This is a genomic window from Microtetraspora sp. AC03309 (genome assembly GCF_020826795.1).
Taxonomy (GTDB): domain Bacteria; phylum Actinomycetota; class Actinomycetes; order Streptosporangiales; family Streptosporangiaceae; genus Microtetraspora; species Microtetraspora glauca.
Genome location: NZ_JADDIL010000032.1, coordinates 61521 through 86836, shown reverse-complemented (window position 1 = coordinate 86836; position 25316 = coordinate 61521). Strand labels below are relative to the sequence as shown.

The following is a 25316-nucleotide window of genomic DNA, read 5'->3' as shown; positions in this document are numbered from 1 at the left end:
AGGAACCGGCGACCACCCCGAATCGTGACAGTCTCAGGAGTGAATCTCCGACCGGCCCGACGAGCCGGCGGACAGACCCGAGAAAGACTCGCGCATCAACGCGCGGCCTTCCTGCCCGCGAGCTGCTCCACGAGGAAAGCGAGCTTGTCCGGGTTGAGCACGGCGCGCAGGCCGAAGATCCGTTCTCCATCGGTCTCCAGCACGAACACCACTGTGACCGCCCCGTCGAGGGACGCGACCACACCGGCCTCCCCGTTGATCTCGGCGTGCGCCAGGCCGAGGGAGGGGCCGCCGAATTTGGCGGCCAGACCCGCGACGAACCGGGCCACGTGGGCCGCCCCGGACACCGCGCGGCGCGCGGCCGCGGCCTTGCCTCCACCGTCGGACCAGGCCACGACATCGGCCGCGAGCAGCCGTTCGAGCCCGGCGAGATCGCCGTCCCGCGCCGCGTCGAGAAACCGCTCCACCACGCGTCGGCGGGCGTCGGCCGTGGCGTCGAAGCGTCGCCGGTCCCCGATACGCTGCCGCGCCCGCCGGTGGAGCTGCCTGGCGTTCACCTCCGACAGTTCGAGCACGTCGGCGATCTCGCGATAGCCGTACGAGAACGCCTCGCGCAGCACGAAGACGGCGCGCTCGGCGGGCGTGAGCCGTTCGAGGAGGACCAGGAACGCCATCGAGATCGAGTCACGCCGCTCGGCGGTCTCGAACGGTGCGTCCGTGAGAACGGGCTCGGGCAGCCACGGGCCGATGTACTGCTCGCGCCGCGCCCTGGCCGAGGTCAGCCGGTTGAGGCAGAGGTTCGTCAGCACCTTGGCCAGCCAGGCGCCGGGCGACTGGATCTCGTCGTGGTGGGCCGCACTCCAGCGCAGATAGGTGTCCTGAACGGCGTCCTCGGCCTCGACCGCGGACCCCAGCAACCGGTAGGCCAGAGCGAACATCCGTGAGCGATGTTTCTCGAATTCGTCCACCATATCCGCCAGCTTATTGACGGTTACATGGTGCAGGATGGGGTCCGTGACCCCTTCCCCAGCGGTCGTCCAGCCTGATCAGGAGTTGATCAGAGAGATCCTGGACGAGTTGGACCTCGAGCACACTCTCGACTCCGAGGGTGACATCGCCATCTCCACGGCGGAGCTCACGGTCTTCTTCCTGTTCGGTTCCGAGGGAGACCTGTTCACGATCCGCACCTTCTACGAGAGGTACTACTCGGTCGACGACAAGCCGGTGCTGGTCACCGCGCTGAACGAGTGGAACGCCGACACCATGTGGCCGAAGGTCTACACCTTCACCCAGGACAGCGGCGTGATGCGCGTGGTGGGCGACTCCCAGCTCTACATCGGCGCCGGGGTCACCCGCGAGCACCTCACCACGGTTGTCGCCCACTGGGTCAGGTCCGCGATCAAGTTCCACCGCTGGCTGACCGACCGGCTCGCGTTCGAGACGGACTGACCGGCCGGGCGGGGACGCGGATAAGGTGGGCTTCCCCCTCCCCGAATCCCGGAGCGCTGCCCGCCGATGCCCGAAGGTCACATCATTCACCGGCTCGCGGCCGAGTACGGCCGGCGTTTCGTGGGGAACCCGATCACGGCGAGCAGTCCCCAGGGCAAGTTCTCCGACAGTGCCGCGCTGATCGACGGACAGCGCCTGGCCGTGACGGACGCCCACGGAAAACACCTCTTCCTCGGGTTCGACGGGTTCGACGGCAACGGCTGGGTGCGCGTCCACCTCGGCCTCTACGGAAAGGTGGCCTTCGGCCCGTTCCCCGCCCCCGCACCCGTCGGCGCCGTACGGCTCCGCCTGGAGGGTGGGGAGAGCTACGCGGACCTGCGCGGGCCCACGGCGTGCGAGCTGATCACCGCCGGGGAGAAGCAGGCGGTGCACGACCGCCTCGGCCCGGACCCGCTGCGTCCGCACGACGACCCCGAACGCGCCTGGTCGCGGATCAGCCGGTCACGCGGGCCGATCGCGGCGCTGCTCATGGACCAGAAGGTGATCGCCGGGGTCGGCAACATCTACCGGGCCGAGGTCCTGTTCCGCCACTGCGTCGACCCCTACCGCGCGGGACGCGACCTGAGCCGCGCGGAGTGGGACGCGATCTGGGCCGATCTCGGCGTGCTCATGCGCGACGGCGCCGCCTCTGGCCGAATCGACACCGTGCGCCCCGCGCACATGCCCGAGGCCATGGGACGGCCACCCCGGGTGGACGACCACGGTGGCGAGGTCTACGTGTACCGCCGGGCCGGCCAGCACTGCCACGTCTGCGGTGGCGAGGTCCGCACCGCCGACCTCGAGTCTCGCGGCCTGTTCTGGTGCCCCGCCTGTCAGCGACGGTGACGGCCGGGCGACGGGCTCAGGGCAGCGGCTCCAGCATCCGGTGCGGCCGCCGGAGTGTGACGCTCACGGGGTCCTCGCGGGTGAGGTCGGCGCCGGGACCTGGCCGGATCTCGACCTCCTCGACGGGGACCTGGACGCCGCAGGACGGGCACATCGCTCCGGCGCCGATCCCGCCGCCGCAGGTGACGTGCCGGAACACGCGGCGCGGCCCCGCCTCGCTCATGTGCCGCTCGCCCCATTGGGCGAGGGCGAGCACGGGGGGCCAGAGCTCCCTGCCCTTGCCGGTCAGGACGTACTCCTCACGCGGCGGGGAATCCTGGTAGCGGCGCCGTTCCATGACGCCCGCGTCGACCAGCGTGGACAGGCGCTGGGAGAGGACCGCCCTCGGGATGTCGAGGTGGGCCAGGAAGTCGCCGAACCGGCGCACGCCGTACAGCGCGTCGCGCACGACGAGGAGCGTCCACCGCTCTCCGAGCAGTTCCAGTGACCGGGCGAAGGAGCAGTCCTGCCCCTCGTAGTTCTTGCCGAGCGCCATCAGCGGTCCTCCCTTCCCCCCACCATAGTTCATTCACTGAACCATCACGTGTTATCGTCGCGTGAGTTCAATGACTGAACCTTGGAGGTTCCGTGCTTGCCGAGACCCCGGCTCCCGGCCGGGTACGGCCGGCGACCCTCGCGGTCGCGTGCGCTGCCCCGCTGCTGGCGTTGGTGAACTACACCGTGCCGATGGTCACGCTGCCCGAGACGGCCCGCGCGCTCGACGCGGGCCCCACGGGCCCGGTCTGGATGCTGAACTCCGTCACCCTGGGGCTCGCGGTGTCGCTGCTCCTCGCCGGGGGATTCGCCGACGACCACGGCCGCAGGCGCGTCTACGCGCTCGGGATGGCCTCACTCGCGGTGTCGAGCGCGATCGTCGCCCTCTCGGACGGCGTGCCGGTGTTCGTGTTCGGCCGCTTCGCGCAGGGCGTCGCCAGCGCGGCCGTGCTCGCCGCCAGCCTGGGCATCGTCGGGCACGCCTACCCCGCCGGCCCCGAGCGGTTGCGGGCCACCGGCCGTTACGGCGCGATGCTCGGACTGGGCATCGCCGTCGGCCCACTGGTCTCGGGCGGGCTCGCCGCGTTGTCGAGCTGGCGAAGCGTCTACTGGGTGATGGGCGGAGCCGCCGCCGCGCTGGCCGTGCTGGCGGTGCGGACGCTGCCCGAGTCACGGGCGGCGAAGCGGCGGCGCCTCGACGTCCCCGGCACCGTCACGCTCACCCTCGGCCTCGCGGCCCTGGTGACCGGTGTGACGGAGGGGCGCCTCGGCTGGACCCGGCCGGTCGTGCTCGCCGCCTTCGCCGCGGCGGCGCTGCTTCTGATCGCGTTCGCCCTGGTGGAGACCCGCCGGCGGGAGCCGCTGATCGACATGGACCTGTTCCGGCACCCGCCGTTCGTCGCCGCCACGGGTGGCGCGCTGGTGACCGGCGTCGCGATCATCGGGTTGATGAGCTATCTGCCGAGCGTGCTCCAGCTGTCCCTGGGCATGACGCCCGTGGGCACCGCCGCCCTCCTCGCCGTCTGGTCGGGGGCGTCGTTCGTCAGCGCGCTCCTGACCCCGCGCGTCCGGCTGGCCACCCGTGCCCGGCTCGCGCTCGGCCTGCTGCTCGCCGCGGCGGGAAGTCTCCCCCTGCTCGGTACGGTGGCCCACTGGTCAGCGGCTCCGGTGATCGCCGGACTCCTGGTCGCCGGGATCGGCAGCGGGCTCATCAACGCGTCGCTCACCCACCTCGCGATCGAGAGCGTGCCCTCGCACTGGGTCAGCATGGGATCCGGCGCCAACAACACCGCGCGGTACGTGGGCTCCTCCGTGGGCGCCGCACTGATGGCGGCCGTCGTCGGCGGACACGGTCTCGCCGCGGGCACCGACATCACGATCATCGGCTACGCGGTGGTCGCGGCCCTGGCGGCGGCGCTGATCCGGTTCGCCCCCTCCTGAGCGACCTCCCCGCCCTCTCACCCTCCCCGGCACGAAGCCCCGGTGGGATCGAGCCGGATCGAGCCGGATCGAACGGGGCGAGGGGGTCAGGCGAACGCCTCGCCGATCTCGCGTACCACTTCCGCCGCGGGCCGCTCGGCCGCCTGCCGCCAGGCCGTACCCGCCCAGAGGTTGACCCCGCCGGGGTCGCCCTGGGCCACGGCGGCGCGGCGGATCGGCGTCGTCAGGTGGTGAACGGCCGGATAGCCGACGGGGGCGTGCGCGTGGTCGAGGATGAACCTGTTGGTCAGGCCGCGAGCGGGCCGCCCGGAGAACGCGGTGGTCACCGTGGTGGACGTGTAACGCGAATCCCGTAGCGCGGCCCGGTGCACGGGGTTCGTCCCGCTCTCCGGAGTCAGGAGGAAGGCCGTCCCGAGCTGCACGGCCGACGCGCCCGCGCCGCGCGCCGCCACAGCGGCGGCGCCGTCCCCGATTCCGCCCGCCGCGATCAACGGCACGGGGGCGGCCTTCCCGACCGCGCTCAGCAGGTCGATCAGCCCGGGTTCGCCCTCGCCGTACGGCTTGCGCGGCACGAAGGAGCCCCGGTGCGCGCCCGCCTCCGGTCCCTGGACGCACAGCGCGTCAGCGCCCGCGGCCACGGCGGCCACCGCCTCACCGGGATCGGTGACGGTCACGATGACGGCGGTCCCCACCTCGTGCAGGCGGTCGACGAGGGGCATGCCGGGGCACCCGAACGTGAAGCTCACCAACGGGACCGGCCGCCGCAGGAGCAGGTGGAGCTTGGCGTCCCAGTCGTCGTCATCGTCGAGCGGGACCTCGGGCAGCTCGACGCCGTACCGCTCGGCCTCCGGAGCGAGCTCCGCGCGGTAGGCCTCAACCACGTCGGGATCGGCCGGCTCCCCCGGCACGAAGAGGTTCACCCCGAACGGCCGGTCCGTGGCCGCCCTGACCTGCTCGACCTGGTCCATCATGGCGTCGCCGCTCTTGTATCCGCCGGCCAGGAACCCCAGGCCACCGGCCTCGGACACGGCCACGCACAACTCCGCCGTGCCCGCTCCGCCCGCCATCGGCGACAGGACGACCGGGTGGGTCAGCGCGGCCAGGATGCGATCGAGGAGCATGGCGGCAGCCTAACCCCGCCCTCAGCGCTCATCCCTCAGCCCCGGCCGCCCTCGGGGGCGAGCGAGAGCGCATACATCGCGGCGTACTGCGGCACGGTAAGCCGGGCCCGTCGACCAGCCCACGGAGGAAGCATAGATCCATAAGAGATCATCCATAACAAGACTATCTGCTACAGTCCCTCGTGTGTTCGACCCACACAGGAGAACCTCCGAATCCCATCCGGGATCTCACCCACCCCGTCGGCTCGCTCTCGCCGTCCTCCACTCCGGGTGCTGACGGTCATCCTCGACGACGACATCGTGACCGTGGCCCTGCCCGCCATCCGGCAGGACCTGGATTCCTCCCCGACCGACGCGACCCGGATCGTCTACGTGATCGCGTTCGGCGGCCTTCCGCTGCGGCTTCCCCGACGTGCTCAACCGTCCCAGCCCTGACGCCCTACGACGAAGAAGGAAGATTCAGATGACGCAAACGAGCTTCGACGAGACCGTCCGCAAAATCCTGGACGGCAAGAACTTCGCCACGATCGCGACAGTGATGCCCGACGGCGCACCTCAGTCTTCGGTGGTATGGGTCAAGCGAGACGGCGATACGGTCCTGTTCTCCACCACCACGGGCCGGAAGAAGGCACGAAACCTCACCAAGGACCCTCGGATCAGTATCTCGATCTTCGACGGCGAGAATCCGTACGAATCCGTAGAGATCCGCGGCACCGCCGAACTGATCATGGACGAAGCCCATGAACTACCGCGCGAGCTCTCCCACAAGTACCTCGGTGAGGATCCGCCGCCGGCCGAGCCCGACGAGGTCCGGCTGATCGTCCGCGTGTCCCCACAAAAGATCATCCGCTTCTCCGCTTGAACCCTCGTGGCCGATCACGACGCGGGTGCCGATATTTCACCGGCACCCGCGATCGATCCTTGACGACACCCGTCGACCGCGTTGAGGGTGGGGTTTCGGCGTTTGCTGGTGCGGGTCGATGCTCAGCTCAGGCGGGCTGGCAGGAGGCAGGATTCGTTGGCCTTCGGGGTCGGCCGGACATGCCATCTGAGATGGCCGCACCGGGCAGGCCGGCTGCTTGAGCCACAAGAACCTCCTTCTCATCCAACGCAACACCGTTGAGGTGACATCGTCGTCCTGCCACCGACGTGCGGAAACAAGTCGAGGGGGACCCGGAACATCTCCGGATCCCCCTCGTCACCTGCAACGATGCCCGTCGCCGGTCAGGTCGAGTGTTGCGTCAGCGCCGCAACCGCCCGATATCAGCTGCAGCCGCTGGTGCTGCCGCAGCCCTCGCAGACGTAGCAGCTACCCGCCGGGCGCATCTTCGTGCCGCACGTCATGCACAGCGGCGCGTCGGCCGTACGGCCCTGGTGGCTCTCCAGGGAGTCCACCGAGGAACGCCTGGGCGTGGGCAGTGCCACCTCCGCGCGCTTCTCCTCGATCGGCGCGGACTGGGCGAGCGCCGCCGTGTCCACGACGTCCTGGAGCGCCGCCGGGTCCTCACCGCGCGCCTGCGCGGCGCGCTCGGCGGCCGAGAAGATGCCGAGGGCCGCGCGGTCCTCGAACGGCAGGTAGTCGAGCGCCAGCCGCCGGAAGATATAGTCCATCACCGACTGGGCCATCCGGACGTCCGGGTCGTCGGTCATGCCGGCCGGCTCGAAGCGCATGTTGACGAACTTCTGGACGTAGGTGTCCAGCGGCACGCCGTACTGCAGGCCGATCGAGATGGCGACGGAGAAGGCGTCCATGACGCCCGCGAGGGTCGAACCCTGCTTGGACATCTTGAGGAAGACCTCGCCGAGACCGTCGTCGGGGTAGGACGACGCGGTCATGTAGCCCTTCGCCCCACCCACGGTGAAGCGGGTGGTCAGGCTCGGCCGCTGGTTGGGCATCCGGCGGCGGGTCGGCCGCGGCACCTCGATGACCTGGACCTGGGGCGCCTGCTCGGCGGCCGCCTCGGTGATCTCCTCGGTGGTCTTCTCGGTGGTCTTCTTGGCGGCCGAGAGCGGCTGGCCGACCTTGCAGTTGTCGCGGTAGACGGCCAGGGCCTTCAGCCCGAGCTTCCAGCCCTCCAGGTAGACCTGCTCGATGTCGTCCACGGTGGCCGACTCGGGCAGGTTGACGGTCTTGGAGATCGCGCCGGACAGGAACGGCTGGGTCGCCGCCATCATGCGGACGTGGCCCATCGGTGCGATGGCCCGCTCGCCCATGGCGCAGTCGAACACCTCGTAGTGCTCGGGCCGCAGGACGGGGGCGTCGACCACGTGGCCGTGCTCGGCGATGTAATCGACGATCGCCTCGACCTGCTCCTCCTGGTAGCCGAGCTGCCGCAGCGCCCTCGGGATCGTCTGGTTGACGATCTGCATGGAACCGCCGCCGACCAGCTTCTTGAACTTGACCAGCGCGAGGTCGGGCTCGATGCCGGTGGTGTCGCAGTCCATCATCAGGCCGATGGTGCCGGTGGGCGCGAGCAACGACGCCTGGGCGTTGCGGTAGCCGTTCTTCTCACCCAGCCGGAGGCACTCCTGCCACTGCCGGGTGGCCTCGGCGTGGATGACCCGGTCCATGTCGTCGACCGTGCGCATGTCGTCGTTGGCGTGCGCGTGCTTGCGCATGACGCGCTTGTGCGCCTCGGCGTTGCGCGCGTACCCGTCGTACGGCCCGACGATCGCGGCGAGCTCCGCCGAGCGGCGGTAGGAGGCGCCGGTCATCAGCGAGGTGATGGCGCCGGCGATCGCGCGGCCGCCCTCGGAGTCGTAGGCGTGGCCGGTGGCCATCAGCAGGGCGCCGAGGTTGGCGTAGCCGATGCCGAGCTGGCGATAGGCCCGGGTGGTCTCGCCGATCTTCTCGGTCGGGAAGTCGGCGAAGGTGATCGAGATGTCCATCGCGGTGATGATCAGCTCGGTCAGCTTGACGAAGTTCTCCACGTCGAACGTGTCGTCGTCGCGCAGGAACTTCAGCAGGTTGATCGACGCGAGGTTGCAGGAGGAGTTGTCCAGGTGGAGGTACTCCGAGCAGGGGTTGCTCGCGGTGATCCGCCCGGTCTCCGGGCAGGTGTGCCAGTCGTTGATCGTGTCGTCGTACTGCACGCCGGGGTCGGCGCACTCCCAGGCGGCCTTGGCCATCCTGCGGAACAGCGACTTCGCGTCGACCTTCTCGATGATCTCGCCGGTCAGCCGGGCGCGCAGGCCGAAGTCGCCGTTGCTCTCGACGGCGCGCATGAACTCGTCGGAGACCCGGACGGAGTTGTTGGCGTTCTGGTACTGGACGGACACGATGTCCTTGCCGCCGAGGTCCATGTCGAACCCGGCGTCGCGGAGCGCGCGGATCTTGTCCTCCTCGCGCGCCTTGGTGTCGATGAACTCCTCGATGTCGGGGTGATCGACGTCCAGGACGACCATCTTGGCCGCCCGGCGGGTCGCGCCGCCGGACTTGATCGTGCCCGCGGAGGCGTCGGCGCCGCGCATGAACGACACCGGGCCGCTGGCCGTGCCGCCGCTGGAGAGCAGTTCCTTGCTGGAGCGGATGCGGGAGAGGTTGATCCCCGAACCGGAACCACCCTTGAAGATGACGCCCTCTTCCTTGTACCACTCAAGGATGGACTCCATCTGGTCGTCCACGGCCAGGATGAAGCACGCGCTCACCTGCTGCGGCGAGGCCGTCCCCACGTTGAACCACACCGGCGAGTTGAAGCTGAAGACCTGGTTGATCAGGGCGTGCTTGAGTTCGTGGTCGAAGATCTCGGCGTCCTCGTCGCCGGCGAAGTAGCCGTTCTCGATCCCGGTCCTGGTGTAGACGTCCACGACCCGGTCGACGAGCTGCCGCAGGCTCGACTCGCGCTGGGGCGTGCCGACGGCGCCGCGGAAGTACTTGCTGGTGACGATGTTGGCGGCGTTGACCGACCAGAACTCGGGGAACTCCACTCCGCGCTGCTCGAAGTTGATCGAGCCGTCGCGCCAGTTCGTCATGACGACGTCGCGGCGCTCCCAGGTCACCGCGTCGTACGGGTGGACCCCCGGGGTGGTGAAGACGCGCTTCATCTTGAGCCCCTTACGCGCCGGCCGCTTGCCACCCCGTCCCCCGGTGCCCGTCTCGGTGCCGTTCACGATCTCTGTCATGAATTCCCCCTCCCGGGGCCCGGTGGAGCCCCTCGCATCCGATCACGTGTCTGTTTAACCACCGTGCGTGACGGGCGTCCGCGTCGGCCGTCCCGCCAACTCCCGCCGCTACTGCTGGACGGCGGTGCGCGTGGCTCTGAGCTGCTCGATCTCGGCCTCGAAGTCGGCCAGCGTCTCGAACCCCCGATAGACGGAGGCGAAGCGCAGGTAGGCGACCTCGTCCAGCTCGCGCAGCGGCCCCAGGATGGCCAGGCCCACCTCGTGCGAGGCGATCTCGGCGCATCCGGTGGCCCTGATGCTCTCCTCCACGAGCTGCCCGAGCTGGGCGAGCGAATCCTCGCCGACCGGGCGTCCCTGGCAGGCCCGCCGCACACCGGCGACGACCTTGTCACGCGAGAACGGCTCGGTCACTCCGCTGCGCTTGCTGACCATGAGCAGAACGGTTTCCTGGGTGGTGAACCTGCGCCCGCATTCCGAGCAGGTTCGCCGGCGGCGAATCGCGGCCCCGTCCTCGGTAGAGCGGCTGTCGACGACCCGCGTGTCCGGGTGACGACAAAACGGGCAGTGCACGTCATCGCCTCCCTGGAAACGCTTGCGCCCACCTCACGAAATCGTCGTGAAGCGGTCACGGAAACACAAGCTGTGGTGAAGTACATCGCTGTAACTACTAGATGTTGTGGTCCAACCGTAGAAGTGCCCGACCTTGAACGCAAGTCGGCCGCGAAGGCTCGGGCGAAGTCGCTGTTCAACCTGGGGAATCACCTGAACCCCGGGCGTGTCGCAGGCCCCGATGGCATCGCGCGGGCACATTACAAGAAGATCGGCGAAATCTCGGCAATATCGAACACGATGTCGATCGAACTCCCGTACGATGTTGCTACATCCACACAGGTGGCGGTATTCACATCGAATCGAACAATTGTTTGATGATGATCTTTGATCGAGGTACCGTCGCTCTGTGCGACATGAAGAACACGGATTGGGAGGTGGTTTGGTGAGCGGGCAGGAAGAGAGTGTCAGCGACCTTGCGGTGCGCAGGCGTGACTCCCTTGGTCTCACCCCCAGGCAGCGCAAGATCCTCGAGGTCATCCGCGACTCCGTGCAGCAGCGCGGATATCCGCCCTCGATGCGCGAGATCGGTGAGGCGGTCCAGCTGACCAGCACCTCCAGCGTGTCGCATCAGCTCACGGCGTTGCAGCGTAAGGGGTACCTGCGCCGCGACCCGCACCGCCCCCGGGCGCTCGAGGTCCGCTTGCCCGGCGAGCCGGTGCTGTGGGTCGACCCGGACGCCGCGGAGGTGGAGCCCGGCTTCAGCCGCCCGACCGCCGCGTACGTGCCGCTGGTCGGCCGCATCGCCGCCGGAGGCCCGATCCTGGCCGAGCAGAGCATCGAGGACGTCTTCGCGTTGCCGAAGCAGCTGGTCGGTGAGGGAACGCTGTTCCTCCTCCAGGTCAGCGGTGACTCGATGATCGACGCCGCCATCGCCGACGGCGACTGGGTCGTGGTGCGCCAGCAGCCGGTCGCCGACAACGGCGACGTCGTGGCCGCCATGATCGACGGCGAGGCCACGGTGAAGACCTTCAAGCGCAAGGACGGGCATGTGTGGCTGGTGCCGCACAACGCCAACTACGAGCCGATCCCTGGCGACGAGGCGACCGTCCTGGGCAAGGTCACCGCGGTCCTGCGCAAGCTCTAGGTCCCCGGCCCGCCGAGCGGGCCGACCATCCGGACCGCGCATCCTGCGTCGCTCCGCGGTGACCTCTGTCACCGCGGAGCGGTCACGGAGCAATCAGGGTGATTGCCGCAAATAGGCTTGCTCTGTGACGCGCAACCTTGACCAGCTCAGCCTGGAGGCCGCCTCCCTCCGCGACGGGCTCAAGTGGTCGCAGACCTCGCCCGGCGTGATCCCCTCCTGGGTCGCCGACATGGACTTCCCCGTGCCGCAGGCGGTGCGCGAGGCGGTGGCGCGCCGCGCCGAGACCGACCTCGGCTATCCCTCGTGGCTGGACGAGCCCTCCGTCGGTCCCCTCGCCGAGGCGTTCGCCGAGCGTATGGAGACCCGGTACGGCTTCCGCCCCGATCCCGGCCACGTCCGGTCCTACAGCGACGTCAACCAGGCCCTCCAGGTGTTGCTGCACCTGACGACCCGGCCGGGTGACACCGTCGCCCTGCACACTCCGGCCTACCACCCGTTCCTGGGCACCATCGCCGAGATGGGACGGCGGCTGCTGTCCATCCCGATGCTGCCGGACGGCGACGGCTGGCGGTTCGAGGTGCCGGACGAGCCGGCCGCCGTGCTGCTGCTGGTCAACCCGCACAACCCCACCGGCCGGGTGTTCACCTCCGAGGAGTTGGGCGCGCTCGCCGAGTACGCCGAACGGCACGACACCCTGGTCCTCTCCGACGAGATCCACGCCGACCTGACGTACGGGCCGCAGTCACACATCCCGTTCGGCACGCTGTTGCCCGCCCGCACGGTCACGCTCACCTCCGCGACGAAGGCGTTCAACATGGGCGGCATCCGCTGCTCCGTCGCGCATCTCGGCGCACCGGCCGTACGCGACGCGGTGAACCGGCAGCCCGCACACATCTACGGCGCGCCCAACCTGCTCGGCGTGGAGGCGACCGTGGCCGCCTGGCGGCACGGCGACGCCTGGCTGGCCGAGGTCCTCGCCATCCTGGACCGCAACCGCCGGCTCATCGCCGAGCGGCTGCCGTCCCGAGTGGGCTACCGGATCCCCCAGGCCACCTACCTGGGGTGGCTCGACCTCGGCTTCCTGGATGAGGACCCCGCCGCCTATCTGGAGCGGGAGGCGCGGGTCAGGCTCAATCCCGGCCCGTTGTTCGGGCCGGGCGGCGAGGGTTACGCGCGGATCAACTTCGGTACCTCGGAGCCGATCCTGGAAGAGATCCTGACCCGGATCTCCACCGCGCTGTCCTGAGCCGCTGTCCTGAGCCGCTGTCCTGAGCCGGTTTTCTGGGCGTTGTCCTGAGCCTCCGTCCTGAGCCGCTGTCCCCGAACCGGTCTTCCGATCCGGTCTTCTGGGCCGCTGTCCTGACGGAGCCGCCGCCCGGTGCGGATCGGGCGGCGGCTCGGGTCAGGCGGTGCTACCAGCCGGACCGGGTACGGCTCAGGCGGCGGCGCAGGTGACCGAGGCCGGGGTTCCGTTGGTCCCGGACCAGGACGCCTGGAAGCCGAACGTCGTCGAGGCGTTCACCGCCAGGCCGCCGTTCCAGCTCAGGTTGGTCACCGTGACCGCGGATCCGCTGGCGGACAGTGTGCCGTTCCAGAGCTGGCTGATCGTCTGTCCGTTGGGGAAGGTCCACGTCACGGTCCAGCCCGACGTCGCCGTCGTGCCGGTGTTCTTGACGGCGACCTCGCCCTGGAAGCCGCCCGCCCACGAGTTGGTCACCGTGTAGGTCGCCGTACACGCCTTGCCCGCGTACGGGGACGCGGAAGGCGAGGCGGACGGGGACGCGGAGGGTGATGCCGAAGGCGAGGCGGACGGGGACGCGGAGGGTGATGCCGAAGGCGAGGCGGACGGCGATGCCGAAGGCGACGCCGACGGGGACGGGGAGGACGTGCCGCCCACCGGCGGGATCAGATACGGCTGCAGGATGCTCTGCTTGGCCTGGTCCACTGTGGTCCAGTCGTCCTTGAGGATGCCGCCCGTGTCGCCGGAGTTCGGGTTCCACGACCAGTACGTGAACGACATGCCGTTGACGCCCGTCCCCAGGTACTTCATCAGCTCCTGAAGCCAGATCTTGTCGACGTTGGCGGCCAGGGTGGTGCCGAACTCACCCACCATGATCGGGGCGATGTTCTGCTTGTACAGGTATCCCCAGTACCGGTCCCAGATGGCGGGCATGTTCGCCGGGTAGGCCGGGTCGTCGAACCACGCCTGGTGGTAGACCGAGGTGGCGTACTCGTGGGGCGAGTAGACCAGGCGGTTGGGCACGTCCAGCCGGACCGGGTAGTCCTTGGCCTTGCTGAGGTTGCCGCCCCACCAGCCGCAGTCCTCGTCGTTGCTGGGGTCGTTGTCCCAGATGTTGGACAGGCCGCCGCTCGGGCAGCTCACTCCCTCGACGAAGATCAGCCAGTTGGGCTGGACCGCGAGGATCGCGTTCCCCGCCCGCTCCGCCGCCAGCCGCCAGTCGCGGTTGACGTCACCGCAGCCCCAGCACGCGCCGGTGGCCGCCGGGTTGGTGCCCTCGGCGTGCGGCTCGTTGTGCAGGTCGGCTCCGATGACGGTCGCGTTGCCCGCGTAGTGCTGCGCGAGCGACTTCCAGTTGGCGATCCAGGTCGCCTCGGAGACCGTGGAGGTGTACCAGAGCGGCGACTGGCCCGCGCTGGACGGCCGGTGCCGGTCGAGGATGATCCGCATGCCCTTGCTGCAGGCGTAGTCCACGACCTTGTCGAGGATCTGCATCGGGGACAGGCCGACCAGGTCGGGGTTGGTGTAGGTGTTGACGCTCGTGGCGACGGCGCCCGGCTTGACCGCGTCGTCGGACCACGGGACCCGGATGGTGTTGTATCCGAGACTCGCCATCAGGTCGAGCTGGCTCTTCCAGGGGTTCCCCGACCACAGGCCGTGGAAGGTCTTGTTGTCGGTCTCCATTCCGAACCAGTTGATGCCGGTCAGCCGGACCGTCGTTCCGGTGCTGTCCACGATCTTGTTGCCGCTGGTGTGCAGGTATCCGGACCCCGTGCCCGCCGCCTGTGCGGGCGAGCCGGTCGCGACGAGCACAGCCGCGGCCATCGCCGCGACGGTCGCCAGCGCGCCGAGAATACGTCTGGACAAGACGTGCCTCCCATCCTGGAGGCACCCCGACGTGAGCCGGACGGTCAGGCGCACGCTCCAGGACCACCGCATGCGCGGTGGATGGTCGTGGCATGCCCTGACCGCACGCCTAACAATGTTCGATATGTGGCTCGCGCGCCATTTTGTCGGGCTGATCGCCCAGCGTCAACGGCCGGTGAGAGCGTCCAGTTCGTCGCCGAACGCCAGATCCCCACCAGCCCCGCGCGCAGGCATGAGCGTGGCCGCGGCACCCGACGGTCGCCGGGTATCGCGGCCACGCGCCACGGGCGTCACGGGACGATGTTGACCAGCTTCGGCTCGCGCACGATCACCTTGCGCGGGGCACCGTCGAGGTACTGCCGGACCTTCTCGCTGCCCAGGGCCAGCGCCTCCAGTTCGGCGGCGGAGATCCCCGGCGACACCTCCAGGCGGTCCCGGACCTTGCCGGCGACCTGGACGACGCAGGTGACCGACTCCTGCACCAGCAGCGCCGGGTCGGCGACCGGCCAGCCGGCCTTGGCCACCGACGGCTCGTGGCCGAGCTTCTCCCAGCCCTCCTCCGCGGCGTACGGCGCGACGAGTGACAGCATGACGGCCAGCGTCTCGGCGGCCTCGCGCACGGCGGCATCGCCGGCACCCGGGCCGGAGTCGATGGCCTTGCGCGCCGCCGAGGTGAGCTCCATCATGCGGGCCACCGCGACATTGAAGCGGTAGGACTCGAGCAGCTTGGTGACCTCGTCGATGGTGCGGTGGGTGACCTTGCGCAGTTCCAGGTCCCCACTCGCGGGGTCGGCGCCGGGCGCGGAAGCGGCACCGGCCTCGGCCATCACGCGGAAGGCGCGGGCCAGGAACTTCTGCGAGGCGGCGGGCGAGACGTCGGCCCAGTCGATGTCGTCCTCCGGCGGGCCGGCGAAGATCATGGTCAGCCGGACCGCGTCCACCCCGAAGTCGTCGATCTGCTTGCCGAGGTCGACGCCGTTGCCCAGGGACTTGGACATGGCCTTGCCCTGGTTGATGACCTGGCCCTGGTTCAGCAGGCGCATGAACGGTTCGGTGAAGGTCACCATCCCCATGTCGTGCAGCACCTTGATGAAGAACCGCGAGTACAGCAGGTGGAGCACGGCGTGCTCCTGCCCGCCGATGTACTGGTCGATCGGGCCCCACTTGCGGACCTGGGCGACGTCGAACGGGCCGTCCTCGTACCCCGGGGAGCAGTAACGCAGGAAGTACCACGACGAGTCGACGAAGGTGTCCATCGTGTCGGTGTCCCGCCTGGCGGCTCCGCCGCACTTGGGGCACTCCACGTTGACCCAGTCCGTGGCCGCGGCCAGGGGCGAGACACCCTTCGGCTTGAGGTCGGCGCCGCGCAGGTCGGGCAGCGTGACGGGGAGCTGGTCGTCGGGGACGGGCACCTCGCCGCAGTCCGGGCAGTGGATGATCGGGATCGGGGTGCCCCAGAAACGCTGCCGGGACAGCAGCCAGTCACGCAGCCGGAAGTTGACCGCCGCGTGGCCGGTGCCCCGCTCGGCCAGGACCTGCGTGATCCGCGCGATGGCCTCGGACTTGGACAGGCCGTCCAGCGGCCCGGAGTTGACCAGTGTGCCCTCACCGGGGGTCGCGATGCCGGTCTCGCCCGGATCGGCCAGGCCGGTGTGCACGACGACCTTGACCGGCAGCCCGAACTTCACCGCGAAGTCCAGGTCGCGCTGGTCATGGGCGGGAACCGCCATGATCGCGCCGTGGCCGTAGTCGGACAGGACGTAGTCGGCCGCCCAGACCGGGATCCGCTCGCCGTTCACCGGGTTGACGGCGTGCACGCCCAGGAAGACGCCCGTCTTCTCCTTTTCGGTGGACAGGCGCTCAATGTCGGACAGCTTGGCGACCTCGGCGCGGTACGCGGCCAGCGCCTCTCGCTGCCCGGGGGCCACGATCTCCTCGGCCAGCGGCGCGTCGGCGGCGACCACGAAGAAGGTCGCGCCGTACAGGGTGTCGGGCCGGGTGGTGTAGACCGTGACCGGCTCGTCCCTGCCCTCGATCTCGAACTGGACGTCGGCGCCGGTCGAGCGGCCGATCCAGTTGCGCTGCATGGTGAGCACGCGCTCCGGCCAGCCGTTCTCGAGCAGCTTCATGTCGTCCAGCAGCCGGTCGGCGTAGTCAGTGATCTTGAAGTACCACTGCGTCAGCTCGCGGCGGACGACGTCGGAGCCGCAGCGCTCGCACTTGCCCGCCACGACCTGCTCGTTGGCCAGCACCGTCTGGTCGGTGGGACACCAGTTGACCAGCCCGCCCCTGCGGTAGGCCAGGCCCCGCTCGAAGAAGCGGTTGAACAGCCACTGGTTCCAGCGGTAGTAGTCCTCGTCGCTGGTGTGCAACCGCCGCGACCAGTCGAAGGAGACCGCGTAACGCTTGAACGAGTTCGCCTGGGTCTCGATGTTGGCGTAGGTCCACTCGGCGGGGTGCGCGTCGCGCTTGATCGCGGCGTTCTCCGCGGGCAGGCCGAAGGAGTCCCAGCCGACGGGGTGCAGGACGTTGTAGCCCTTCTGGAACCAGTAGCGCGCGATCACGTCGCCGATGGCGAACACCTCGCCGTGCCCCATGTGGAGGTCGCCCGACGGGTAGGCGAACATGTCGAGCATGTACCTGCGCGGCCGGGTGTCCGCCGCGTCCTCCACCGCCGCGAAGGGATTCAGCTCCTCCCAGCGCCGCAGCCACTTGGCCTGCAGCGCCTGCGGGTCGTACACCAGCTCGTCCACGTCAACTCCCGAAGGGATGCTTTCCTTAAAGGCACGGTGAGGGCGCCTGCTCACGACAAAGCCCCCCGCTTCGCACGAGGGGCAGCCGCATCGAGGGGGGATCAGCCCAGACGATGCGGCCAGGCAAGCAGGGTCACGGCGCGCATATACCAAGGGTAGCGCAGACGGCAAGAGCGTCGCTTCAGGATCTAATGGGAGGCGTTACCCCCTAGACGGGCGATACGCGATGGTGATAGATCCGCTGTGACCGCCTATGTCCCTTTAGTTTACGCTCTTCGCTGTGGTGAACTCAGTCCAGCCGGGATCGGGCCCGGAATTCCCGCAGACGGACCTTCCGATGCAGGACCCGCCGACCGACCCGACGGGCGAGCAATTCCGCGGAGCATTCTCGGGTTTCCATGCGGCGCCCCCAGGTTCACATGAGATCATGCCAGGCGCACCCAATTCGGGCATGATCTCGGGAGGTAGCATGCCCTCGGAGCACAGTGAGCCGCAACGGACCCCGGCGTGGCCGGAGGTTCCACCGGCCTGGCCCGAGGTCCCCGCGGCCTCCTCTTTCACGCCGTCGGTCAGGTCGTTCGACACCACCAACCCGGGCACGGACCAGTCCGCGCAGCACCACTCGCCGTACCCACCACAGGGCCAGGCCCCGTCGCAGTACCCGTCGCCGGGCCAGGAGGGGCGGAGCGCGTTCATGCCCCCTCCTCCGTCCTCGTACGGCGACGCGCGTTCCGACGACCCGTACGGCATGCCGCAGTCCTCGCAGCACGCGGCGGGGGCCAACCCCTTCCTGCCGCCGCCCCCGGCGTCGTACGGCGCCGACCCGCTCGGCATTCGCCCGGATCCCATGCGTCAGGACCCGACCCGGCCTGACCCGATGCGATCCGATCCCACGCGCCCGGACCCGCTGTGGCCCGACCCCATGCGCTCGGATTCCGCGCGCCCCGACCCGATGCGGCCCGACCATCCGCGCGAGGACCCGCTCCGCGTACGGGAGGACCCGCTGGGCATGCGCCCGGACCCCATGCGCTCAGACCCGATGCGTCAGGACCCGATGCGGCCGGATCCGCTGCGGTCCGACACCATGCGCATCGATCCCCTGGGCCAGGACCCCTCGTCGCGGCCGGACCCGCTGAGCGCCGACCGCTCGCCGTTCGCCGCGGCACCGGCGGAGTCGACGATGTCGATGCCCATGTCGGCGGATTCCACGATGTCGATGTCCGCGCCCGCCGCGTATCCCCAGGCATCCCCCGCCGGACCTCCGCCGGGGGCCCCGGGGGTTCCCGGCTCCCCTGGTGTCCCGGGAGCCCCCGGAGCTCCGGGGGGCGCGCAGCCCGGTTTCCCCGGCCCGGCGGGGCCGTTCGACCGGCCGCAGGAGGGCATGGAGCGCCCCGACGACCCGTACCGCCCGTTCGTCACGGCCGGTCAGATCAGCGGCCCCAAGACTCCTCCGGCGCACCGCCAGGAGGAGCTGTGGAACACCGTCTTCGGCGACGGTGAACGCGGGCCGGACGACGACTACTACGACGACGAGGGCGGGCGGCCGATATGGCTGTTCGCGCTGATCGGCTCGGTGGTCGTCGCGCTGATCGCCGCGCTGGTGTGGGCGTTCGTCTCCGGCCCGCTGAGTTCGGGCGAGTCCACGGGCGAAAGCTCCCCGTCGGCCAAGCCGTCCGCCAAGCCGTCGGCGGTCGCGGCCAAGCCCCAGTCGCTGCCGGCCCTGCCGACCTACAAGGGCACGCCGTCCCCGGTCTCGGGCAAGGTCACCGACACGGCGGGGCGGATCACGCTGCCCCGGCTCGGCGGCCCGTGGCAGCTCGACCAGCGCGCCCAGCACATCCAGGACACCTACGGCTTCGCGACCCGGCAGTACGTCGCGGCGGGGATGACCCCCGAAGGCAAGCCGCAGTTCGCCCAGGTGATGACCGGCCCGCTGGTGGAGTCCCTGGCCGCGAAGTACACCTCCGAGGATGACCTCACCCCGGTCCTCAACGGGGTGATGCTCCAGGCACGGCAGAAGCTCTTCGACAAGAACACCAAGGTCTCCAAGTCGGCCCAGCAGCGGATGTCGCGGGGTGGCATGACCGGCCAGCTCATCGCCTACACGGTGAAGTCGGGCTCCGAGCAGACCACCGCGGTCGTCGCGGCGCTGAACGCGGGCGGCGACCTGCCGACCATCGTCTACATGCAGGTGCCGAAGGTGAAGGGCGAGCTGCTGCCCGACATCAACACCGTCTTCAAGTCGGTCCGCCCGGTCGGCTAGGGGCGTTCCGCGGATCCACGCCACGCCGCACCACGGCACGTCGTGGGTCCACGGAACCCGACCGGCGAGCTCGCCGCTCCCGGCGAACCCGGCGGGCTCCCGGTCCGGTCAGAACGTGCAGGTCATGTGCTTGGTTCCGTTGATGAAGCTGGAGAAGAGGATCTCCGGCTCGCCCGCCTCGATCCCGGGGACCCGGGTGAGCAGCTCGCGGAACATCACACTGATCTCTCGCCGGGCCAGGTGGGCGCCGAGGCAGAAGTGCGGGCCCGGCCCGCCGAATCCGAGGTGCGGGTTGGGGTCGCGGAGGATGTCGAACCGGAGTGGATCGGTGAAGACCGCCTCGTCCCGGTTCGCGGACCAGTAGTAGAGGACGACCTTCTCGCCCTGCCGGTACAGCGTGCCGTTCATCTCGTGGTCGCGGGTGACCTTGCGGCGCATGTAGTTGACCGGTGACGCGAGCCGCACGATCTCCTCGACCGCGCCCGGAGTCCGCCCGGCGAAGTCCTCCGTCCAGAGCCTCCGCTGGTCCGGGTGGAGCGTGAGCAGGCGCATGCCGTACGAGATGGCGTTGCGGGTGGTCTCGTTGCCCGCGACGACGAGCAGGATGAAGAACGAGCCGAGCTCCTGCGCGGTCAGCCGCTCGCCGTCGATGTTGGCGTTGACGAGGGAGGACGTGAGGTCGTCGGTCGGGCTCTCGGTGCGGTGCGCGGCCAGGTCCTGGACGAGTTGCTGCAGGTCCAGCCCGGCGGTGAGCAGTGCGGTGGCGATCGACTCCGGGTCGCTGACGTACTCGGGGTCGGAGGCGCCCAGGATGATGTTGGACCGGTCGAAGACGAAGCCGTAGTCCCGCTCCGAGATCCCCATCATGTCGCAGATGATCTTCAGGGGCAGGCGGGCGGCCACCTCGGCGACGAAGTCGCATCCGGGGCCCTTCGCCAGCAGGTCGTCCACGATGCGTACGGCCGCGGCTTCCACGTCGGCCTCGAACTGCTTGATCATCCTCGGGGTGAACGCCCGGGAGACGATCCGGCGCAGCCGCGCGTGCCGGGGGTCGTCCATGTTGATCATCGAGCCGAAGTACTCGACGAACTCGGCGGGCATGTCGACGATGTTGGTCGAGCCGCCGTCACCCGAGCAGAAGATCTCGGGGTTCCTGCTCGCCTCGACGATGTCGGCGTGCCGTACCAGGGCGTGGTATCCGGGACCGGCCGGGGCGAACGACAGCTCCGGTTCGGGGTAGAACGCGGGCGTCTCCAGGCCGCGCAGCAGCCGGAACGCGTGCTCTCGCTCATCGATGGGCCGGGCCCAGAAGTCCCAGTCGGTCAGGTTGACGTCGGCCGCCGTCCTGATCGGCGTGCGATCCACGGGCTGAGTCGTCATGGGACGGGCCTCCGGGCCTCAGAGGGGCTGGAATCGCGTTCGGTTTTCGATAGTGCCACAGCCCTCCCCCGTCCGCCAGATCCCCACACGATCATGACATTCGAGGCGATCTACTAGTACCTTGTTACCAACCGGTCGGTATGTATCCCCCACGGAACCGAGGAGCGGCGATGCTCAATCTCTCTGTCGTGCTCGAGGACAGCGCTCGGGAAACCCCGGACAGGACCGCCGTCGTCTTCGGAGACCTGCGCCTGCCCTACTCCCTGGTCGACACCATCGCGCGCCAGGTGGCCAACCTGCTCGTCTCCCGGGGGATCGGCAAGGGCGACAAGGTGGCGCTGGCCTGTCCGAACCTCCCCTACTTCCCCTTCGTCTACTTCGGCATCCTGAAGACCGGCGCGACCGTCGTCCCACTGAACGTGCTGCTCCAGTCGCGCGAGATCGCCTACCACATCGACGACTCAGACGCGAAGGCGTTCTTCTGCTTCGAGGGCACCCCCGAGCTGCCGCTCGGCGAGCGCGGCCTCAAGGGCTTCCAGGACTCCGGCGCCGAACACTTCTTCGTGCTCCCCGCGCAGGCGTTCGCCACCGAGTCCCAGTACGGCGAGACGCTGTGGGCCGCGCTCGACGGGATGTCCGGCGAGTTCGAGACGGTGCAGACGGCGCCGGACGACACGGCCGTCATTCTCTACACCAGCGGGACCACGGGCCAGCCCAAGGGCGCCGAGCTCAGCCACCAGAACATGCTCCTCAACGCGATGGTCAGCGACGAGATGTTCCCGCGCCAGGGGAACGACGTCTATCTCGCCACGCTGCCGCTGTTCCACTCCTTCGGCCAGACCGTGATCATGAACGCCGGGTTCCGGCGGCGTGCCGCCCTGGTGCTCGTGCCGCGCTTCGACCCCGCGGACGCGCTCGCGCTGATGGCGGCGGAGAACGTCACGCTGTTCGCGGGCGTGCCGACGATGTACTGGGCGATGCTGACGGCGGTCCACACCGGCGCGGCCGAGGTGCCTTCCACCCTCAAGACCGCCGTCTCCGGCGGCGCGGCGATCCCCGTCGAGGTGCTCAAGGACTTCTCCGCGACCTTCGGCACCGACGTGCTGGAGGGGTACGGACTGTCCGAGACCTCGCCGGTGGCGTGCTTCAACCAGCCGGGCAGGCCGGCGAAGGCGGGATCGATCGGGACCCCCATCTGGGGCGTGGAGATGAAGCTGATCGACGCCGAGTGGAACACCCAGGACGAGCTGGGTGAGATCGCCGTCCGCGGCCACAACATCATGAGGGGCTACTACAACCGGCCGGAGGCGACGGCCGAGGTCATGAACGACGGCTGGTTCCGGACCGGCGACGTGGCCAGGCGCGATGAGGACGGCTACTACTTCATCGTCGACCGTGCCAAGGACATGATCATCCGGGGCGGCTTCAACGTCTACCCGCGCGAGATCGAGGAGGTCCTGATGACCCACTCGGACGTCTCGCTCGCCGCGGTCGTCGGCGTCGCGCACGAGTCGCACGGCGAGGAGATCAAGGCGTACGTCATCCGCAACGCCGGCGCGACGGTCACCGAGGACGAACTGGTCGCCTGGAGCCGCGAGACCATGGCGGGCTACAAGTACCCGCGGATCATCGAGTTCCGCGACGCCCTGCCCATGACCGCCACCGGCAAGATCCTCAAGCGCGAGCTGCGGTAGCGGTCACGGACACGGACGGCCTCCGCCCGCCTCAGGGCCAGTCGAGCGACGGGCGGAGGGCCACGCGGGAACCGCCCTCGTTGTCGAGCTTGACGCCGAGGACCTGGTGGAGCTGGACCTTGTTCCGCTCGAAGCCGACGACGCATCCGGCCATGTAGAGCCGCCACACCCGGGCGGTGCCCCGGCCGACCTCGCGGACCGCCTCGTCCCAGTGGGCGTCGAGGTTGGCGCACCACTCGCGAAGCGTGAGCGCGTAGTGCTCGCGGAGGTTCTCCTCGTGCCGGATCTCGAAGCCGGTGTCCTCCATCTGCCGGACGAGATGGCCGACCGACTCCAGCTCGCCGTCGGGGAAGACGTAGCGGTTGATGAACCCGCCCTTGTTGAACGTCTTCTCCGTGCCGGTCGGCCGGGTGATGCAGTGGTTGAGGAGCCGCCCGCCCGGCTTGAGCTTGCCGTACAGGAAGGAGAAGTACGCCGGCAGGTTGTCCTTGCCGATGTGCTCGGTGAGGCCGATCGAGCTGATCCGGTCGAAGCCGCCCTCCTTGACGTCCCGGTAGTCCATGTAGCGGACCTCGGCCAGCTCGGACAGGCCCGCCTCGGCGATCGCCTTCTGCGCCCACTCGGCCTGCTGCCGGGAGAGCGTGACACCGAGGCTCTTCACGCCGTACTCGCGAGCGGCGTGCATGACCATGCCGCCCCAGCCGCAGCCGATGTCGAGCAGCCGCATGCCGGGCTGGAGGTCGAGCTTCTTGGCCACCAGGTCGAACTTGGCGTACTGCGCCTCCTCCAGCGTGGCGTCCGCCGTCGGGAAGACCGCGCAGGTGTACGCCATGGAGGGGCCGAGCACCCACTCGTAGAACCGGTTGGAGACGTCGTAGTGGTGGTGGATCGCCTCCGCGTCACGCTGCTTGGCGTGCCTGCTGCCGAGCCGGGCCAGCGTGCTGCGTCGCATCTCCTGCGGCGGCGGGGGCACCCGCATCAGCAGCGGCTTGGTGCCGAGGGCGCGCACCGCCGCGACCTTCTCGCTGAGGGGGAGGTCGTTGATCGTCAGCGACCACATCCGGTTGAGCAGCTCGTACATGTCGCCGTGCACATCGATGTGGCCGGAGATGTACGCGCGGGCCAGACCGAGTTCCCCCGGGGCCTGCGCAAGGTACGCGACCGCGATGGGCGACTTCACTTCGATGCGGACGTCGGCGGTGGGGGGACCCGCCTTGCTCCCGTCATATGCGACGAACTGAACGTCCGCGTCCGGGCCAACGATCTTCTCGAAGATCTCGGCGAGTTTCATGGATCACCTTCCCCGTACACACTTCTCATACAGGTCGAGCAACCGCCCACCGGGGTCGTAGGACCGTTTGACCGGCCAGTAGGCGTCCCCGTTATACAGCCGCCAGAACTCCTCCCGCTCGTAGAAGGAGGTGGAGTAGAGGGACTTGTGCCCCTCCAACTCGTGCACGGCGTTCTCGATCAACCGGTTGTGATGGCCGTCGTGCGAGCCCCGGGGTAGCGGCACCATTCCCCAGAACCCGAAGTTCACATAGAGCCGCCCCGGCTCCAAGGGGTAGAGGGACCACTCCCCCGTGGCCTTGAGCGGACACATCCAGACGGGCGTCATGCCCACCTGCTCCTGGAAGAACTCCAGGAACTCGGCCCCACGCTCGATCGGCACCTCGACGTCCTGGATGACCGACTCCTGCACCGGGTTGTTCCGCCAGCGGTCCAGCCGCGCGGTCACGCCGTACCTCTGGTCGAGGCCGACGAGCCGCCGGTAGACGTCGGAGCGGAGCCAGCGGCGCGGCAGGAGCGAGCGGACCAGCGGCTGCTGCACGCCGAACGCGCGCGAGCACCAGAACCAGTCGGTGTCCCAGCGCCACAGGTAGTCGCGGATGGTGAGCCAGTCGCGGGTGCGGGTGCGCAGCGACTGGTAGTAGATCCGCATGCCCGTGTAGTCGGAGGCGTAGGGCGCCTTGTCGGCGAACGTGCCGACCGTGACGTAGAGCTCGTCGGGTCCGAAGTACGTCCCGTCGACGAAGTCGACCCGCTCACCGTCGTACTCGCCGCTCTGGCAGATCTCCTGCATGGCGAGCATGCACTTGGCGGCGTCGGTGAACCTGACATGGGTCAGCCGGACGAACGGCTTGACCGGGGCCAGCTTGATCCGGATCCGCAGGGCGTAGCCCAGCGTGCCGTACGAGTTGGGGAACGAGCGGAACAGGTCGGCGTGCTCGTTGTCGGCGCGGGCGATGACGACCCTGCCGTCGCCGGTCAGGACCTCCAACTCCTCGACCGACTCGTGCGGCAGGCCGTCCCTGAAGCTGCTGGACTCGATCCCGAGCCCGGTCACGGCGCCGCCCAGCGTGATCGTCTTGAGCTGCGGCACGACGTACGGCATCAGGCCGTACGGCAGGGTGGCGTCGACGAGGTTCTCGTACGTCGTCATACCCTGGACCTCGGCCGTCATGGTCTCCGGGTCCACCTCGATCACCTGGTCGAGGTCGCGGGCCGAGAGCTTGGCCGTCTTGGCCGGCTCGCGGAAGCGGAACAGGTTCGTGGTGGCCTTGGCCAGCCGGGGCGCGGCGCCATCGGGAATCGCGGCATACGACTCCCTGATCTGCTCGACCGCCTTGTCATGGGCGGTCATACTGGCCGTGCGCTCTGGCATGAAACCACCCCCAGGAAAATAGAGATCGTCTCTAGGGCACGGTATCCCTGGAAACCATCGCAGACCAGACCGGACACGTTAAGCCCGAGAAAACTATCAGGGCTCAGAAATCGATGATCCGCCAGGGGGGCCTGGTCGGCGCCGCTCCCGCCCCCGCTTGCACGGACAGACCGAACCTTGTTCTACTTGGCGGGCCATGTGACAAGAC

The 25316-nt window shown here is 69.2% G+C and carries 20 protein-coding genes and 2 pseudogenes; 11 read left to right on the top strand and 11 right to left on the bottom strand.

Features of this window, described 5'->3' with window-relative positions:
- Window positions 1-95: 95 nt before the first annotated feature.
- The gene (locus IMZ11_RS20405) at window positions 96-971 is read right to left on the bottom strand and encodes an RNA polymerase sigma-70 factor (protein ID WP_228643786.1); all 876 of its coding nucleotides are present in this window, start codon (window positions 969-971) and stop codon (window positions 96-98) included.
- A 43-nt stretch (window positions 972-1014) separates the two neighbouring features.
- Between IMZ11_RS20405 and IMZ11_RS20400 the strand changes: the two genes are divergently transcribed.
- Both IMZ11_RS20400 and IMZ11_RS20395 read left to right on the top strand, forming a co-directional pair.
- Entirely contained in the window at window positions 1015-1449 is a 435-nt protein-coding gene (locus IMZ11_RS20400) for a YbjN domain-containing protein (RefSeq protein ID WP_228643784.1), read from the top strand.
- A gap of 66 nt (window positions 1450-1515) precedes the next feature.
- Window positions 1516-2334, top strand: coding sequence for an Fpg/Nei family DNA glycosylase (locus tag IMZ11_RS20395; protein WP_228643782.1), 819 nt, complete (start codon window positions 1516-1518; stop codon window positions 2332-2334).
- 16 nt (window positions 2335-2350) lie between these two features.
- Here IMZ11_RS20395 and IMZ11_RS20390 read toward each other — a convergent pair whose 3' ends face one another.
- Window positions 2351-2869, bottom strand: coding sequence for a helix-turn-helix domain-containing protein (locus IMZ11_RS20390; RefSeq protein WP_228643780.1), 519 nt, complete (start codon window positions 2867-2869; stop codon window positions 2351-2353).
- A 92-nt stretch (window positions 2870-2961) separates the two neighbouring features.
- Between IMZ11_RS20390 and IMZ11_RS20385 the strand changes: the two genes are divergently transcribed.
- Complete coding sequence (locus tag IMZ11_RS20385) at window positions 2962-4308, top strand: MFS transporter (protein ID WP_228643778.1); 1347 nt, start codon at window positions 2962-2964, stop codon at window positions 4306-4308.
- An 86-nt stretch (window positions 4309-4394) separates the two neighbouring features.
- Here IMZ11_RS20385 and IMZ11_RS20380 read toward each other — a convergent pair whose 3' ends face one another.
- Window positions 4395-5429 (bottom strand): nitronate monooxygenase, encoded by a 1035-nt coding sequence (locus tag IMZ11_RS20380; RefSeq protein ID WP_228643777.1) that lies wholly within the window; start codon window positions 5427-5429, stop codon window positions 4395-4397.
- A 270-nt stretch (window positions 5430-5699) separates the two neighbouring features.
- Here IMZ11_RS20380 and IMZ11_RS20375 point away from each other — a divergent pair, with 270 nt between their 5' ends.
- Together IMZ11_RS20375 and IMZ11_RS20370 are read left to right on the top strand one after the other, a co-directional pair.
- Window positions 5700-5864: a hypothetical protein gene (locus IMZ11_RS20375; RefSeq protein WP_228643775.1), complete on the top strand. Its 165-nt coding sequence runs from the start codon at window positions 5700-5702 to the stop codon at window positions 5862-5864.
- A 28-nt stretch (window positions 5865-5892) separates the two neighbouring features.
- Window positions 5893-6291, top strand: a complete 399-nt coding sequence (locus IMZ11_RS20370; protein WP_228643773.1) for a PPOX class F420-dependent oxidoreductase — start codon at window positions 5893-5895, stop codon at window positions 6289-6291.
- Between the two features lie 401 nt (window positions 6292-6692).
- On the opposite strand, the gene IMZ11_RS20365 is transcribed toward IMZ11_RS20370, so the two are convergent.
- Both IMZ11_RS20365 and nrdR read right to left on the bottom strand, forming a co-directional pair.
- On the bottom strand, window positions 6693-9551 hold the full coding sequence (locus IMZ11_RS20365; protein ID WP_228643771.1) for a vitamin B12-dependent ribonucleotide reductase: 2859 nt from the start codon (window positions 9549-9551) through the stop codon (window positions 6693-6695).
- A gap of 108 nt (window positions 9552-9659) precedes the next feature.
- Window positions 9660-10121: a transcriptional regulator NrdR gene (gene nrdR, locus IMZ11_RS20360; protein ID WP_228643769.1), complete on the bottom strand. Its 462-nt coding sequence runs from the start codon at window positions 10119-10121 to the stop codon at window positions 9660-9662.
- On the opposite strand from nrdR, the gene IMZ11_RS20355 reads away from it, so the two are divergent.
- From IMZ11_RS20355 to IMZ11_RS20345, 3 genes are all read left to right on the top strand, one after another.
- Window positions 10116-10478: a hypothetical protein gene (locus IMZ11_RS20355; protein ID WP_228643766.1), complete on the top strand. Its 363-nt coding sequence runs from the start codon at window positions 10116-10118 to the stop codon at window positions 10476-10478. The two genes, nrdR and IMZ11_RS20355, sit on opposite strands and share 6 nt — an antisense overlap.
- 67 nt (window positions 10479-10545) lie before the next feature.
- Window positions 10546-11247: a transcriptional repressor LexA gene (gene lexA, locus IMZ11_RS20350; protein WP_061257356.1), complete on the top strand. Its 702-nt coding sequence runs from the start codon at window positions 10546-10548 to the stop codon at window positions 11245-11247.
- 124 nt (window positions 11248-11371) lie between these two features.
- Window positions 11372-12493 (top strand): MalY/PatB family protein, encoded by a 1122-nt coding sequence (locus IMZ11_RS20345; protein ID WP_228643764.1) that lies wholly within the window; start codon window positions 11372-11374, stop codon window positions 12491-12493.
- Window positions 12494-12682: 189 nt separating this feature from the next.
- Here the strand turns inward: IMZ11_RS20345 and IMZ11_RS46755 are convergent, their stop codons facing one another.
- Entirely contained in the window at window positions 12683-13144 is a 462-nt protein-coding gene (locus IMZ11_RS46755) for a cellulose binding domain-containing protein (protein WP_374462433.1), read from the bottom strand.
- On the opposite strand from IMZ11_RS46755, the pseudogene IMZ11_RS46750 reads away from it, so the two are divergent.
- Window positions 13056-13307: pseudogene (locus IMZ11_RS46750) on the top strand (hypothetical protein); the annotation flags it as partial. The gene IMZ11_RS46755 and the pseudogene IMZ11_RS46750 overlap by 89 nt on opposite strands.
- Here the strand turns inward: IMZ11_RS46750 and IMZ11_RS46745 are convergent.
- Window positions 13244-14311: pseudogene (locus tag IMZ11_RS46745) on the bottom strand (glycoside hydrolase family 5 protein); the annotation flags it as partial. The pseudogenes IMZ11_RS46750 and IMZ11_RS46745 overlap by 64 nt on opposite strands.
- A 332-nt stretch (window positions 14312-14643) precedes the next feature.
- Complete coding sequence (gene leuS, locus IMZ11_RS20335) at window positions 14644-17106, bottom strand: leucine--tRNA ligase (RefSeq protein ID WP_228643760.1); 2463 nt, start codon at window positions 17104-17106, stop codon at window positions 14644-14646.
- A gap of 469 nt (window positions 17107-17575) precedes the next feature.
- Between leuS and IMZ11_RS20330 the strand changes: the two genes are divergently transcribed.
- Entirely contained in the window at window positions 17576-19369 is a 1794-nt protein-coding gene (locus tag IMZ11_RS20330) for a hypothetical protein (RefSeq protein WP_228643758.1), read from the top strand.
- Between the two features lie 108 nt (window positions 19370-19477).
- Here IMZ11_RS20330 and IMZ11_RS20325 read toward each other — a convergent pair whose 3' ends face one another.
- Window positions 19478-20749 (bottom strand): cytochrome P450, encoded by a 1272-nt coding sequence (locus IMZ11_RS20325; RefSeq protein ID WP_228643756.1) that lies wholly within the window; start codon window positions 20747-20749, stop codon window positions 19478-19480.
- Between the two features lie 170 nt (window positions 20750-20919).
- Here IMZ11_RS20325 and IMZ11_RS20320 point away from each other — a divergent pair, with 170 nt between their 5' ends.
- Window positions 20920-22443, top strand: coding sequence for a long-chain fatty acid--CoA ligase (locus IMZ11_RS20320; RefSeq protein WP_228643754.1), 1524 nt, complete (start codon window positions 20920-20922; stop codon window positions 22441-22443).
- Window positions 22444-22474: 31 nt separating this feature from the next.
- Here the strand turns inward: IMZ11_RS20320 and IMZ11_RS20315 are convergent, their stop codons facing one another.
- Together IMZ11_RS20315 and IMZ11_RS20310 are read right to left on the bottom strand one after the other, a co-directional pair.
- A complete protein-coding gene (locus IMZ11_RS20315) occupies window positions 22475-23734 on the bottom strand; it encodes a class I SAM-dependent methyltransferase (RefSeq protein ID WP_228643752.1) in 1260 nt (419 codons plus the stop codon).
- A gap of 3 nt (window positions 23735-23737) precedes the next feature.
- Window positions 23738-25108 (bottom strand): FAD-binding oxidoreductase, encoded by a 1371-nt coding sequence (locus tag IMZ11_RS20310; RefSeq protein ID WP_228643750.1) that lies wholly within the window; start codon window positions 25106-25108, stop codon window positions 23738-23740.
- Between the last annotated feature and the right edge of the window lie 208 nt (window positions 25109-25316).